The organism is Scytonema sp. NUACC21 (genome assembly GCF_054684315.1).
The window spans coordinates 229,136-244,019 of record NZ_BAAFZH010000101.1; the positions used below are offsets into that span (position 1 = coordinate 229,136).

Genomic DNA, 14,884 nt, shown 5'->3' on the forward strand with positions numbered 1-14,884 from the left:
TGATTTCGAGAGTTTACGCACTAGAAATGTAACTTTTTGTACTAATTGGCGATCGCGAAGGATAACTTCATGACTGGGATTTGATACAATGACATTTTTTTGTCACATTTCTCTACTAAACTTAAACTCAGATCTGGGCGAAATATATGCCTAAACTGACACAAATAGTCATCAAAATAATTACATTCGTCCTCTGTTTCCTCACTCTCGTCCCTCTGACGGCTTGGGCGAATCCAGTAAAGACGGAACACGTGCAAGCACAATTGGTGAGTGAAGTTAGCGGTATTCAACCAGGGAAACCTTTTTGGGTGGGATTGCATTTCCAAATCAAGCAAGGATGGCATACTTATTGGAAAAATCCAGGTGACTCTGGTGCTGCACCCAGTATTGCCTGGGCTTTACCACCGGGATTTTCGGCGGGAGAACTGGTGTATCCCTATCCAGAGAGGCTACCTGCTAGTGGGTTGATGAATTTTGGTTACAAAAATGAGGTCATGCTGTTGAGCAAAATTACAACTCCGGCAAATCTCAGTACCAACAATTCCATTCAACTCAGTGCTAAAGCTGATTGGCTGGTATGCGAACAAGAATGTATTCCAGAAAATGGGAATTTTAATCTCAACTTAAAAGTAACAACAGATACGCCTGTCACTAATACCCAATGGGCAAAGGTTTTTGAGAAGACGCGGGCTTCTCTACCTCAAGATTCTCCGTGGCAAAGCCATGCTCGGATCGATGGAGAAACTTTGATACTCAGGGTGAATGCAGGGCAACTGCAAGCAAATCAAATCAAAGAAGTTGCGTTTTTCCCTTATGAAGATGGTATTATTAGTAACTATGCCCCCCAGAGGGCTAGTTTTGACAAAGATGGTTTAACTATCCAATTAGAACGAGGAAATCGCAGTGATGTCAACCAAGTCAGTGGTGTCCTCGTCCTGCAAGAAGTCTTGGATGGACAAATTGCAAATCAAGCATTTGCAATCGCAACCCAAGTAGGTGTATCCGCAACGGTACAAACGGCTACCACAACTTCCCTAGCATTGTGGCAAGTCTTGGGGTTGGCATTACTAGGTGGAATTGTCCTCAACCTCATGCCTTGCGTTTTTCCCGTGTTATCGCTCAAGGCATTAAATATTCTTCAAAAATCGAATTTTAGCAAACAAGAAGTCCGCCTGAGAGGGCTTGTATTTACAGCGGGTGTACTCGTAAGTTTTACAGTCCTTGCGGCAATACTCCTAATACTACGTAGTTTAGGACAGCAAATTGGTTGGGGCTTCCAACTTCAGTCACCCGTGTTTGTGACGTTATTAGCATATTTACTGTTTGCCGTCGGCTTAAGTTTGTCAGGGGTCTTTGTTTTTGGTGCCTCCTTAATGGGATTGGGGCAAGGTTTGGCTGCAAGTCACGGTTATGTGGGCGAATTTTTCACTGGGGTTTTTGCCACAGTCGTTGCTACACCTTGCACAGCACCATTTATGGCAACAGCTATTGGCGTTGCACTCACCCAAACACCAGTAGTCGCCATAGCAATTTTTTTATTATTAGGTTTGGGTTTAGCTTTCCCCTATCTACTCATCAGTTTTCTTCCCGGTTTACAAAAAGTTTTACCCAAACCGGGCGCGTGGATGGAGACTTTTGCTCAATGTCTTGCCTTCCCAATGTATGCTGCAACGGCTTGGTTAGTTTGGGTATTGGCGCAGCAAACAGGAAGCACTGGTTTAGCCGCAGCCTTATTTGGGTTGGTACTCATAGGTTTTGCTGCTTGGCTGCATCAAAAAACTTACACGCTTTCGGCTTGGGGACGCCGTTTTGGTAGTCTTGCTGCGTTGGGAGTCTTGGGATTCGCTATTACTTTGGCACAGTTACCAAGTACCATAGCTCCCAATGTTGCCAACTCCAACACTCAACAAGCAACTTCAAATTCTTTAAATTGGCAAGCTTATACCACGGACAAATTAGCTCAATTGCGCCAGTCTGGTAAACCTGTATTTGTCAACTTTTCTGCAGCATGGTGCATTACGTGTTTGGTTAACGAACGAGTCGCCCTAAACCAACCCGATACTATAGCTGCTTTCCAAGCCAAAGATGTGGCTCTTCTGAAAGCTGACTGGACAAATCGCGATCCTGCAATCACTCAAGCACTAACAGCTTTTGGGCGCAGTGGTGTACCTCTGTACCTACTGTACTCAGCTAATTCTGATACCCCTCAGATTTTACCTCAGATTCTCTCTCCCCAAGAGGTGCAACAAAAGGTAAAAAGTTTGTAAATGGCTAATGGTTATTGAACAATTAACAACAAAACACCATGAAAAACCAACTTATTGCAGCTAGCTTCTTTGCTTTTAGCCTGATGTTGACATCTTGTCAAAATCCCACCACAGTTAGTCAGAATACTTCTAATGTTCTAGAAAATGCGGCTGACGCTGCTACTCCCGTGCGCGTTGGTTCCCCCGCACCAGCTTTTACAGCAACTGATAGTAGTGGCAAAAGCCACAAACTCACCGACTTTAAGGGTAAAGTCGTGGTGTTGGAATGGACAAATCATCAGTGCCCTTTTGTCCGCAAGCACTATGAGAGCAACAATATGCAAAGATTGCAAAAAGAAGCCACTGGTAAAGGTGTAGTCTGGTTATCAGTCATTTCCTCAGCGCAAGGACAGCAAGGGTATGTGACCGCCCAGGAAGCAAATGAACTGACAAAGACCCGCAAGGCTAGCCCTAGCGCTGTACTTTTAGATTCTAGCGGTCAACTTGGGCGTCTCTATCAAGCCCGCACTACACCCCATATGTTTGTCATAGATGGTAATGGGGTGTTGCAATATGCAGGTGCGATCGATGACAAAGCCAGTACTAATACTGCTGATGTCAAATCTGCGAAAAATTACGTGTCAGATGCTGTAAATAGCGTACTGAAAGGACAAGCTGTGGCTAATTCCACAACTCAACCCTACGGTTGCTCAGTAAAATACGGTAGCTAATCGCTACAGTAGTAATTCCCTGCTTTTTAAAGCGGGGATTTTTAACAAATGCGCTCGATGAAACAATACAACGTCATCTTCTCGCCACGGGCAGAGCAGCAACTTGACGATCTCTACACATAAGGGGAGGGTTAGAGTGGGGTAAAGCTTGTTCAAAACTGGTAAAAAGAGTAGTTACGTGCTTTGTCTGCTTTCATCGCTTCGCCGACAGTAATATTTAACTGTGCTCCAATAAGCATACACAGGGAACTGAGATTGAGCCAAAGGAGTAACACAATGCCTGCACTTAGGGTTCCGTAGGTCACATTATAATCACCGAAGTGAGTTATATAAATACGGAATAATCTGGAAAACTCTTCCCATAGCAACGCACCAATCATTGCTCCTGGTAGCACAGGAGTTCCTTTTTGCCACCGACTCGGACCAAATCGGTAGACCAAACTAAATGCAACTGCTAGCATTACCAGTGTCAAAGCCCAACCAAAAAGATTCCAAACAGATAGAACACCAGATGCTGGAATTCGGGCAATTTTTAGCGCGAACGCGATCGACCAATCACTTACAAATGCGAGAAATGAGGCAGATATCACTAAGGAAATTGTACCGATTGTGAGACCGAGAGCCACAATTTTAGCTATCCAAAAAGGACGTCTTTGCTTTGGTGGAATCTGATATATTTGATCTAAAGCATTCATAGCGGTATTGATAGCTCCAGAGGCAACCCAGAGTGCTGCAGCACAACTCACAAGAACTACCTTTTCACCTTGGGGGAGTTGAATTGTAGCAATAAATTCTTGAATCAGGTTCAGGACTGGTTCGGGGGCAATTCTGAGCAAGTGGCGTGCTAGAAAGTCCACTTTGTCTTGAGAAATTGCCAACATTCCAAGCGCTGCTAGAATAGCCACAAGGGTGGGAAACAGTGCCAACAGGTTGTTATAAGCCATTTCCGCCGATAGACCAAGCAATCGTTGTCTGCCAATTTCCACAACGACCTGTTTGAGGGTTTTCAAGCCCAGATGGCGAAAGAAACGAAAAAAGCGAGTGAACGGCATTGTGTCAGATGCTTTAAGCTCAACTATGTAGAGTTCTGTATTATTTATCAGCTACTAATTATTAATTGTCACTGTATTGATAAAGAAACTTCAGCAAAACAAGTATGGATGAAGCAACCAGTGCTTTAGATAACCGCACACAGGCAATTGTGACGGAAAGTTTAGATAAATTGCAAGCCACCCGTGTCGTCATTGCTCACCGCCTCAGTACCATTCGCAATGCTGACCGCATATATGTTATTGATACTGGTCATGCGGTTCAACTAAGTAATTTTTCGGAACTCGTTTTACAAGAAGGACTGTTTGCTAGGTTGGTAGCACGGCAGCTGGAGGGAAGTTTCTAGCGGATTTCCAAGGTTTTAGCATTAGTTTTATATTAAGTCCGGTTAATTAGTTATGATTAAACAATAATCGCAAAAACCGGAAAACCCTCTCCCCATCTCCCCCTCTCCCCCTCTCCCCATCTGCCTTAATGATAAGTCTTTACCCGGACATGATATTATACCCCACCCGCCTGACGCCACCCTCCCCTTAGCAACGGGAGGGTTAGGGAGGGGTACTTTTATTACAAGTGTTCAACCGAAGATGATATCAATTATGAAGGATGAGCGGATTTAAGAAAATTCAAACGCTCCAATATCGCCTCTACCATTGATGACACGAGGGAACCCGCGCTGGTCGGTTATGGGATCTGTATTCAGCAAGGTTGGGTCTGCGGCGTTAATTGCCGGACTGTTAGGAAGTAGGGCTATTGTCTGTGTGAAACCACCATTAAAGCCCAAAGGAGCTAAAAGAGGGTCAATCGGGTTGTCACTTGTACCCACTATGTCTCCTGTGACTCCAAATCCAGAACTGCCAGTGCTGTTACCAATCAGGTTATAGCCCAAGCTTGTGAAAGTGCCAGCCACGTCGGGATTAACACCATTTGTACTCAAGAGGTTGGAGGCGATAATTGTGTTCCGTGCGCTGGCAGAACCATTAGCATCATTGAACACGCCTCCACCATTGGCAGCTAGGTTTTGGGTGATAGTACTAAATACTAGAGTCAATGTACCATTGTTATAGATGCCGCCACCCTGGCTGGTTGTTCTGTTGTTACTGATGGTGCTGTTGCTTACCGACAGAATGCCATTGTTAGTGTTATAGATACCACTGCCGCCACTCCTTAAAAGCCCGCTGCCACTGGTATTGTTATTGATAGTACTCTTGCTTACTGTCAGTGTACCGTTGTTATAAATACCGCCGCCAGCACTACTCAAGCTGCCACTGCCACTGACAGTGTTGTCGTTGATAGTGCTATTGCTCACTGTAAGTGTGCCATCGTTAAAGATGCCAGCACCCTCGTTAGCGCTGCCATTTACCGTGTTGCTGCTGACGGTAGTCTGCAAGAGTGTCACTCTACCACTGGCATTATTGAAGATGCCGCCACCGCTACCACCCCTACCGCTTGAGGAGTTGCCATTGAGGGTGCTGTTGCTGAGTGTTACTGTACCGCCAACATTATAGATGCCGCCCCCTCTAGCCTGATTAGATGACGCGGAAGCAGCGTTATTATTGATGTTGCTATGGTTGACTGTAACAACACCACCGGCGTTGTGAATGCCACCACCGCCGTTGCCTCCCAGACCTGATTCTGAGTTGTTAGTGATAGTACTGTTGTTTATCGTTACGTTCCCTTGGTTGTAAATTCCACCACCGCCGCCAAGACCTGGACCGGCTGCGGAGTTATCACTAATAGTACTGTTGTTGACCGTTATATTCCCTTGGTTGTAAATACCGCCACCATATTCAGCACGGTGATTGCGAACAATACTGTTGTTTAGGATGAGGGTACCGCTGTTGTTAATTCCACCACCAAAGTTATCCCCTATATTACCTCTGCCATCGGCAATAGTTAATTTATTGAAGATGACTGTTGCTCCCTCCTCAATCTCAAACACCCGTGAAGCTTCGTTACCGCTTACCGTTACCAAGTTCTCACCTGTCAAAGTGTCCCGTGGGGCGATGATACCCAAGTTCTCGGTGATGTCAAGTTTTCCTAAACTTAAGGTAATGGTCTGTTGACTGGCAAACAATGAGCGGTCAAATACAATTAAGTCGCGATCGCTATCGGCATTTGCTTGATTAATCGCTTCTCGTAAAGTCGTTACGCTATCATCATTATCCACTAAATCGGCAATGCTATTGACTGTAATAATGGCACTGGGATTCACCTGTAAAGTTCCAGCATTAAGTAGGTCAAGTACATTGTCCGAAAATACAGGTGTCAAAGATGCAGATAATACAGATCCATCGTCTGTGGTAAAACCTGGGAAATCCATACCAAATTTCACTCTAAAGAGTGATGCTATAGAAAATTTAGTAGTGAGTGATTGGTAGCAAAAAACAATAACTACGAACTACGAACTACTATCTACTAACTATTAAAGAGAATACCATACTTGCGTATCTTCCAGTAATAAGAAGTACGTTACACAACTTCACATATTTGAGTACCAAACAACTCTTGTGTCAGTTTCTTTTGCAGAATAAATTGACAGAGAATTTCGAGTTTCAATAGTGAGTATTAGAATGAGAAATGTTGGTGTTGGCTCCTGTAAAACAGATTTCTCTTTAGGAATATTTTTGTCACCACTACAAAAAAGCAAACCTGAAAATCTTCTGTAATGGATTTAAAGAAATGTATCTGTAAGTTTACTTGTTTTTATCGTTATCTTTGTTCCTGATATTTAGGCAAAAAAGACGTGTCAATTTATGGAAAAAATTGATTTTTTGTTTCTAATACCAGAACAGTTGCTTCTTCTGTAAAAGCTCTTAATCCAAAGAAAGTGCCAGAAGTAAAGTAGAAGAAGGCTTATAGAATAGTTGCATTCTCGTTCTAGGTGAAAATTCAGTGTTTTCACATTAAAGTTGTTATATTAACGATAAATAAAGAAAGCGACTGCGAATCGTAATGCAGGATCTGTGGAAGGAGTGCGATCGCTTCGCTACTTGATGTACAACAGACGCAGTCTGCATGGCAGCAGATCGCTTCTGTTATCTTTTTACCCGCCTCAAGAAGAAGATAAAAGTACAAATTACTTCTTGACCAAGGCGCAAAAGTGCATCCAAATCTTGTATCTCTATATAGGGGAGATGCGTTTGACTCTTGGGATCACCTGGTGTGGGGCTAGGGTAAAACGTCAAGTGGGATTATGGGCGATTAACACCTTCTCTCAAAGGTAAAAAAGATCGTTCCTTGTGGACAGCCTTTTCCCGAACCCCCGATCCCGAATCCCTGTCACAGCATATACAAACCTAAGTGTTGACCTTTTTTAAGACCGATAGTTTCTATGTGTAAATTGTTACATATTATCAATAAGCACGATTTCCAACTTCTTTACTCAAGTCGTTCCACTAAGGAGAAGCTTGAGATTGTGACACAATTGGGACCTTTACAGCAAGTATTTGGAAAATTTATTGAAACTGAAAATCATCTTGAACCTATTGAAAGCGACAAATTAATAGAATTATTTGATAGCTGTAGTGACATCAACAGGGGTGTTGAAGAACTGACAGAGATACTGCGAACAATTGCACCTGGTAACGGAAAAGTTGGTTTTCGTCAGGTCAATTTTCTTATCGATCGCTTGAGAAAAAAAGTTTGGAAATATCTCCAAGACAACAAGTATACTCTTGACCTAATTCCTCACGCTCATGCATTTGGTAGCGGCGGCGATTTTATCAAAACAATGCATGCAACTACAAGTGCGTCTATTGTCGTTGCTCCTTTAGTCACTATTTGTAAAACTGGAACTACCAACGTGACTTCTCATCATGGAAGTTCTCAAGCGATGATAGAGATGGGATATAACCAAATTCCTGTCAGTCCATATAGTATAAAAGACCTCCTGTCTAAATACCATTTCGCTTTTATTTCACTTGCTGATTTGGGGTTTCCCTACTCAGAGACACTAAGAAAAGCCAGAAAAAACCTATGGGAGCAAAATTTAATAGAAATTCAACGGAGGTATAACCTTGAAGAAAATAATTGGCAGGAAGTTTTGAAAAATTTAGATATACCTCTAGTTATAGATATTTTTAAAATATTAGCTCCAAATGCACAGGTTTTAAATCCAGTTCATCATTCAACAGGAATCTGTCATTTAGGAATGCTACCTTATGTTATTGGTATATATTTACATTTAAATACTCGCGGTATAATTTACCACTGTTACGATGGTATTGATGAAGTGTCTAACGCTTCTACCAAATTTTCGAGAGATATTCCCAACAATTTAATCATTAAACTTGACTCAACAAATGTGACTATTGCTGAGTTTTCACCGGAGGACATTGGTATCGAAAGAGTGAGCCTGGAAGAGATTAAAGAGGAAAGAGATATCAAGGACGAGATTGATACCTTCTGGAAAATACTTTCTGGAGAAAAAGAACACTTCAAATCAAAAAGAGACTTTATTTTAGCAAACGCAGCCTTATTGCTTGTTGCCGATCGCAAAGTTCCCAATCTAGATGAAGATATTATAAGTCAACTAAAAACAGGAGTGGACATAGGTGAGTATTTAATTGACTCAGGTAAGTCTTGTCATAATTTTAATCAGCTTTTACTAGAACTAAGCAATAGTTAAGCAGAGAGGGACACGGTATATGTAATCAAAGCTAGCGATCGACAGTATGTTTGTACCGTGTCCTACTCTAGGAATATAAATAATTTTTCTCCCATCGGATATTTGCTTAAAAAAAGTTTTTGAACAATTTCAGGCAATTCATTAATAACTACATTTTTGTGTTTGAATATTCGTCCCTTAATTTTCAGGTTTATATTTGGTTTATTAGCAATATCATTGAAAAGCTCTGCATTCTGTATGTAGAACCCTTGCTCGCACCGAATATACTGAACTTTGTCATAAATACGTTGAATAGCTCCTCCCTGAGTCACTTCTACTTGTAAATAAAGACGATCTTCTAAAGATCTAGTTCTAGCATCTTGCCAGATTTCATCAAATCTTTCATTGATAAATTCAGCCATAGGTGAATTTATTGGTAACTTTAACTGCTTGCCCATAGTGGTCAGCTTACCAGAGCGGAAAAAGCTCACAAACAAGTTTGGGCTACACATATAAATAGCTAGAGATGGACTAGTATTATATAATTTGATTCTGAGCTTGTCAGATTTGCCCCATACTTCCAACTGTTTTTTGATTTCCTGTATTTCACATAAATTAATATAAATATTTTCTTCAATATTGATATCACTAAATTCAGAGGATGCATCTTTTAATTCTTTTGTACGTGCTTTGATCAAATCTCTATTTTCAGGGTCGAGTAGTAAAATTTCAATTTCCGCATTATTATTTTCAATAGAGTTTAGAATTGCTCTAACAAATCTTTCTTTATATTCCTCATCTCTTAGCAACTCTGTCCAAGTTTCCATTATTTTAATAGGAACTGTGTTACCTTGACTATTTGATTTATTAAATTTACTTTGAAAAACAATATTAATAAATTCTGCTTTTTTAAAAAAATCTAACTCAACTCCTTGCTGTTCCTCAGCTTCTTTCAGTTTCTGGAAAATAATTTCAAAGGCAATGAAAGCAGCTACTGCTCCCAATAAATTAAAACCAATGTTTTGCGAAATTTCAGAAAAATTAATAGCTTTTCCCGATACATATGGTATGATAATTAAAATGATTGACAAAATACTTAGAACCGAACCAACCGAAAAGGAAGGAGAGCGAAGCAAGCTTTTCAGCCTAAAAATCGTGAGATGAAAGTTTGTATTTTTTAATTTTCTGCTTTGAATTGCTAAAACTCGTTTTTGATTTACCATAAATATCTTCCTATTATCAAGTGCTAACCGTCATCATTTATTGGTCTACTTCTTAGAGAACAGAGAATATTAGCAGTAGCGCAACAGCGTTACCTCAATCAAAAGGCTTTGGCTAACTTTTTTGTCAGTAGTCTGTGGCGTCAATAATACGGCAGCACAGACAATGAAACCTACGAAAAAGAAATCGCAGTTACCGTGTATAATCTGCTTGCCCGTTAGTCCACTTCGTTGTGACAATACCCCAGTCATGAGATGAAGATTGAATGAAGAGTACCAGTATATTCTTCATCAGTACAATCCATGATTTCGTAAAATCTTTAAAAATAATGCAGTTAGCATAGCTGGAGTACCTGCACTCTCCGTAGTAGCGAAGCTATGGCACTGCTTACAAACGTACTGGTAATATATGACACGACTTACTTAAGTGCGATCGTTGCAAGTGACTGACTGGGGACAAAGAGAAGACTTTGAGTGCTCAGTGACAAAAGTCCTCTGTTGTTGATGTCATTAATCATTAGTTATTTATCTTGAACAAAGGACTAATGACTAATGACTCTCAACACAATCATACTTAATTCTGCCCAACTACTTAACTAATGACTGTTAATACGTATCTCGTTTAGCTGTTAACTTCTAAATCCTTTCTTCCGTCGTCCGCTGTTCGCCTTGCTTTCTACACAAACTTCTGGCAAAAATATAGTTAATAAACAGGAATAGTAAGAAAAGACTTCCAGTTGTTTGATAAATTTGACCAAGATCCTTAGTTCCGCTAAATTCAATAGGCTCTGGAATCATCGAAACTTCAGTTTGATTGTATATTTTTGTCTTATGGATATTTGTTTGAACATAGTTTTGTGCTAATACAATCATCGCTGCTCCTCCTGGTTGTTTCGGTATGTTACTTTTGAACTGATTGTGAAAGAAATTAATGACTATGTTTTCACGTTATACCCGATTCTTTGTTAACTTAAACATAATCTTTGGTAACAAACAACCCCACAAAGCCAACGTTTTAATTCATTTCATTACGAAATTGACACAATAGACCCGATTACTAAGCTAGCATTAATTGAGCCCTCTTAGCTTGTACTAGCTTATAGAGTGCCTTAGCACTACTACAACCCAATGGCGCAGCAATTACGTAAATCTGTTGCCTTGCTGGTGCAACTGCTCACGAAGAGTTAGAACAGCAAGTTGAACGGCAAACTCAAGAGTGACAGTAATTTTGTAAAGTCGCTGAGAGTGAGGGTTCTAGTATTACCCTTGATAATTTTTTAGACCTTTCAGTAAATTACCTACTTTTTTAATACTTAATTTTTTTAAATAGTCATAATTACGTAGAAAAGCAATAACTTTACAGCTAATTGAAGTCTTTGTAAATTCAGGATTTAACCACTATTTAGAACTTGATGGAATGAAATTATCTCTGATTAAATAAAAATATGTCTTGGTAAAAAAATCATCAGAACTAAATCCATGAAAGCAGCAATTGTAGCTAGTTTAACCGTACTCAGTTTAAATCTTCCAGCATTATCCGCTACCCCCCAGCAATACCAATTCAAGGGGCAGAACGCAAGTGCCTCCTTTTCCCAATATGACGGCTGCAACTCGACCTACGTTAATGTTTATGCTTTTGATAATGTCACTAAAAATGCTCCCGGCGCGCCAGTAGAGCAAAAAGAGGCTTACCTATACTATTCAAACTATAACTACTGCACCGGAACAGGCTCTTATGGTTATGGCTACAGTCAAAACCCGACTTTTACAACTAGCCAGCTCAACTCAGCTACTTTAAAAGGCATCTTCACTATCGACGATGGCATGGGCAGTAGCAAAACAGTAGACGTGGATTTGACGTGGACGGGTATTGGTGATACATACCGTGGCAGCTCCCACTCTCACTATACCGGACCGGGTTATACATCACATTACCGCTCCATTGGTGGTTATCGCGAGGCACAAGTATCAGGTAACGTTTTCCTTGATGGCACAAACCTGATTGCAAATCTGTCTAGCTATGGTTCTCTCAACTCGTCTAATAGTGGTTCGCTGTACATGACCAAAAAGTAGACAGACCAGAAGAAAAAGAGAAAGTTACTTGTATGAATGCAACTTAGTATGAGTCAAGGAAATCTCGGTCTTTAGAGGCAAAGAAACCGGGTTTTCTCCCCATACGTAACTAATGTATTAACGCTCTAGCAAAGGGTTTTGAGTTTTTCTCTGACTTGGGATAGCTTTGCCGATCACTCCTTTGCTAAAGCGTATTGCAAAGTTATTTTGTAGAAAATAAGAGTTTAATGAATTCTTCACAACTTCTCTATTTCCTTTCCCTATCTTTAAGAAAAGGATTCTCTTTTGGAAAAATTTTGTCTTTGGAGGTGCGAAGTCGCTCGATTTTGCACCTTTTTTCTTTTTCAAATTACTATTACAACCGCACTCTCGCTTCACCCTGCTAGATTATCCAAAAAGCATTGTGTTTAACATTTGTTCTCGGCATCAAATTCTAAGATTAGGTGGTGGCTTGCTTGTAGGAGTCGTCGTTACAAGAAACTTTTCGCTTATTCGTACTCTGGCAGCCAGTAGACCCGATACCATTTTACGCTTTAAGCCCACAACTAAAGAAGGCAGAAATGGAAGTAAAACCACTGCTCACCCCCATACAACTAGCTGAAATTTTACCTCAGAAAGCAACCGTTGTTATTGATACCCGCACTTCAATTGAGTATGCAGTTTCTCACATTCCTGGCGCAGTAAATATCCGCGAGATTTTCACCTATTTAGCTTCTTCTACACCATCCGGCTTATTGAGCTTGCAATCGCATTTTGCAGCAATTTTAGGTGCAGCTGGGATTTCAGGTACGGAACACATTGTCATCTATGAAGATGCCATGAACTCTGGTTATGGACAGTCTTGCCGGGGTTACTTCTTGCTCAAGTATCTGGGTTGTTCTAAAGTTTCCGTTCTACATGGCGGTTATAAGGCATGGTTAGACAAAGGAATGCCAACTAGCGCAGAAGTTCCAATTCCCGAGCAAAAATCTTTTTCAGTCAACATCGATTCCTCAATCATGGTAACCACAGAGGAGATGTTGGAAGCTCTCGATAAGGCAGAAATCATTAAGCTGGATGTGAGAGATTACGATGAGTGGATTGGAGCGAGTTCCTCTCCCTATGGAGTAGACTTTTGCCCGCGTAAAGGCAGAATTCCTGGCGCAGTCTGGATTGAGTGGTATCGGATGATGGTGCCCAATTCTGAAACTCCCATGTTCCGCCCTCCTGAAGAAATTCTAGAAATTTGTCAGTCTGTCGGTATTACGCCAGAGTCAACAGTTTACGTTTACTGCTTTAAAGGGTCTAGAGCTTCCAATACCCTGATTGCCCTTAAAGAAGCAGGCATCAAAGATGTAAGAAACTACTTTAGCTCTTGGAACGAATGGTCCCGCGATCCATCACTGCCCATTGAAACTGGATTTTCAAGCTCGTAGGGTGGGCACCGCCCACCATCCCAAAAATTTGCGTTACAGCAGTTTCCACCTAAATGAACCACACCATATGTAAGCGTAAGGTCGCCGCGCCCCTACGACTGTAGTCTATTTACCTGAAAATGGCTGTAACTGCAGGCAACGCTCAATCTGGGATAACAATGTTTTCTAACCCAGCCTCTGGAGTAGGATATTGCGGGTTCATGGATTCAAGAGTATCCGCAATAGTACGGGCAACGACAAGATTGCGATACCACTTCTTGTTAGCAGGCACCACATACCACGGAGCATAAGCAGTCGAGCAATTATTAATTGCATCCTCAAAAGCGACTTGGTAATCATCCCAAAACTGGCGTTCTTGGATATCACTACTAGAAAACTTCCAATGTTTGTCTGGATTTTTGAGCCGATTTTCTAGGCGTCGTTTTTGTTCGTCTTTAGAAATGTGGAGAAAAAACTTAATCACCCTGATGTTGTTAAGAGTGAGCATATACTCGAACTCATTAATTAAGTGATAGCGCTTCTGCCAAACCTCCTGGGGTACTAACTGCTTCACTCTGACAATCAGCACATCTTCGTAATGGGAGCGGTTGAAAATAGAAATCATTCCCCGTTGCGGAGCCCTGTGATGGTAACGCCAGAGAAAGTCGTGATACAATTCATCATCACTCGGCTTTTTGAATGACCATACCTGGCACCCTTGAGGGTTGATGCCACTAAAAACGTGTTTGATTGTACCATCTTTGCCACCTGTGTCCATTGCTTGCAACACAATCAGTAGGCTGCGTTGATGTTCGGCATACAACCGTTCTTGCAAATTCTGCAGGCGATCGCGTTGATATTCAAGTTCATCTTCAACGTCTTTTTTGTTGTTGTAGTTTTCAGAGGCATTGGGATCGATAGTCGCTAAAACAATTGGCTGGTCTGGTCGAACGCGATAGCAAGGATAGTCAGATACGTGTTCTGTAGAAGTTAAAATTTTCTTTGGCTGGTTGTTTGGTATACCCATGTGGTTTTTTATGTGTTGGTTTTTATAGGATTAGTTTCTAAGATTAAGCAAGTTCCGTAAACACTACCTCTGCCAATGGTCAAGTGACCAAAAAAGGATGAAGGATAAAGGGTGAAGGATGAAAAAAATGTAGAGACGTTACAGGTAACGTCTCCACATTTGTGCATTGCTCGTGAGAATCGTCCTTTGTCAGTTGTCTTTTGTCATGGAATCTAAAAGCGGTATAACGTAGTTTTTCTTGATTAAACGTAATAAATCTGTGTATGCTAGCCAATGTATCAGCATTGGCTAGTAGTTCACCACGCAAATATTGACAGGGCTTGACTGGGAAAAGGGGAAGGGTTTTATACATTTCCCCGTTTACCTTTTCCCTTTCAAGAGCCTACACCTGTCAAGCCCTGCGATCATTTTTTTGGCTGACATTAAGTCCGGTTAATTAGTTATGATTAAACAATAATCGCAAAAACCCTCTCCCCCTCTCCCCCTCTCCCCCTCTCCCCCTCCCCCCATCTGCCTTCATGATAAGTCTTTACC

The 14,884-nt window shown here is 41.2% G+C and carries 10 protein-coding genes and 1 pseudogene; 6 read left to right on the top strand and 5 right to left on the bottom strand.

The window, feature by feature from the left end:
* Nucleotides 1–146: 146 nt before the first annotated feature.
* Entirely contained in the window at nt 147–2,267 is a 2,121-nt protein-coding gene (locus ACYRY3_RS33435; RefSeq protein WP_460205962.1) for a protein-disulfide reductase DsbD family protein, read from the top strand.
* 38 nt (nt 2,268–2,305) lie between these two features.
* Nucleotides 2,306–2,977 (top strand): thioredoxin family protein, encoded by a 672-nt coding sequence (locus ACYRY3_RS33440; protein ID WP_460205963.1) that lies wholly within the window; start codon nt 2,306–2,308, stop codon nt 2,975–2,977.
* Between the two features lie 152 nt (nt 2,978–3,129).
* Here ACYRY3_RS33440 and ACYRY3_RS33445 read toward each other — a convergent pair whose 3' ends face one another.
* On the bottom strand, nt 3,130–4,029 hold the full coding sequence (locus ACYRY3_RS33445) for a YihY/virulence factor BrkB family protein (RefSeq protein WP_460205964.1): 900 nt from the start codon (nt 4,027–4,029) through the stop codon (nt 3,130–3,132).
* 107 nt (nt 4,030–4,136) lie between these two features.
* On the opposite strand from ACYRY3_RS33445, the pseudogene ACYRY3_RS33450 reads away from it, so the two are divergent.
* Nucleotides 4,137–4,373: pseudogene (locus tag ACYRY3_RS33450) on the top strand (multidrug ABC transporter permease); the annotation flags it as partial.
* Between the two features lie 270 nt (nt 4,374–4,643).
* Here the strand turns inward: ACYRY3_RS33450 and ACYRY3_RS33455 are convergent.
* Nucleotides 4,644–6,350 (bottom strand): choice-of-anchor Q domain-containing protein, encoded by a 1,707-nt coding sequence (locus tag ACYRY3_RS33455; RefSeq protein ID WP_460205965.1) that lies wholly within the window; start codon nt 6,348–6,350, stop codon nt 4,644–4,646.
* A gap of 1,095 nt (nt 6,351–7,445) precedes the next feature.
* Here ACYRY3_RS33455 and ACYRY3_RS33460 point away from each other — a divergent pair.
* On the top strand, nt 7,446–8,657 hold the full coding sequence (locus ACYRY3_RS33460; RefSeq protein ID WP_460205966.1) for a hypothetical protein: 1,212 nt from the start codon (nt 7,446–7,448) through the stop codon (nt 8,655–8,657).
* Nucleotides 8,658–8,719: 62 nt separating this feature from the next.
* Here the strand turns inward: ACYRY3_RS33460 and ACYRY3_RS33465 are convergent, their stop codons facing one another.
* On the bottom strand, nt 8,720–9,859 hold the full coding sequence (locus ACYRY3_RS33465) for a hypothetical protein (protein WP_460205968.1): 1,140 nt from the start codon (nt 9,857–9,859) through the stop codon (nt 8,720–8,722).
* Nucleotides 9,860–10,492: 633 nt separating this feature from the next.
* Complete coding sequence (locus tag ACYRY3_RS33470) at nt 10,493–10,729, bottom strand: hypothetical protein (RefSeq protein ID WP_460205969.1); 237 nt, start codon at nt 10,727–10,729, stop codon at nt 10,493–10,495.
* A 606-nt stretch (nt 10,730–11,335) separates the two neighbouring features.
* Between ACYRY3_RS33470 and ACYRY3_RS33475 the strand changes: the two genes are divergently transcribed.
* Both ACYRY3_RS33475 and ACYRY3_RS33480 read left to right on the top strand, forming a co-directional pair.
* Entirely contained in the window at nt 11,336–11,929 is a 594-nt protein-coding gene (locus tag ACYRY3_RS33475; RefSeq protein ID WP_460205970.1) for a hypothetical protein, read from the top strand.
* A 560-nt stretch (nt 11,930–12,489) separates the two neighbouring features.
* Nucleotides 12,490–13,344, top strand: a complete 855-nt coding sequence (locus ACYRY3_RS33480; protein ID WP_460205971.1) for a sulfurtransferase — start codon at nt 12,490–12,492, stop codon at nt 13,342–13,344.
* Between the two features lie 142 nt (nt 13,345–13,486).
* Here the strand turns inward: ACYRY3_RS33480 and ACYRY3_RS33485 are convergent, their stop codons facing one another.
* Nucleotides 13,487–14,350: a polyphosphate kinase 2 family protein gene (locus ACYRY3_RS33485; RefSeq protein ID WP_460205972.1), complete on the bottom strand. Its 864-nt coding sequence runs from the start codon at nt 14,348–14,350 to the stop codon at nt 13,487–13,489.
* Between the last annotated feature and the right edge of the window lie 534 nt (nt 14,351–14,884).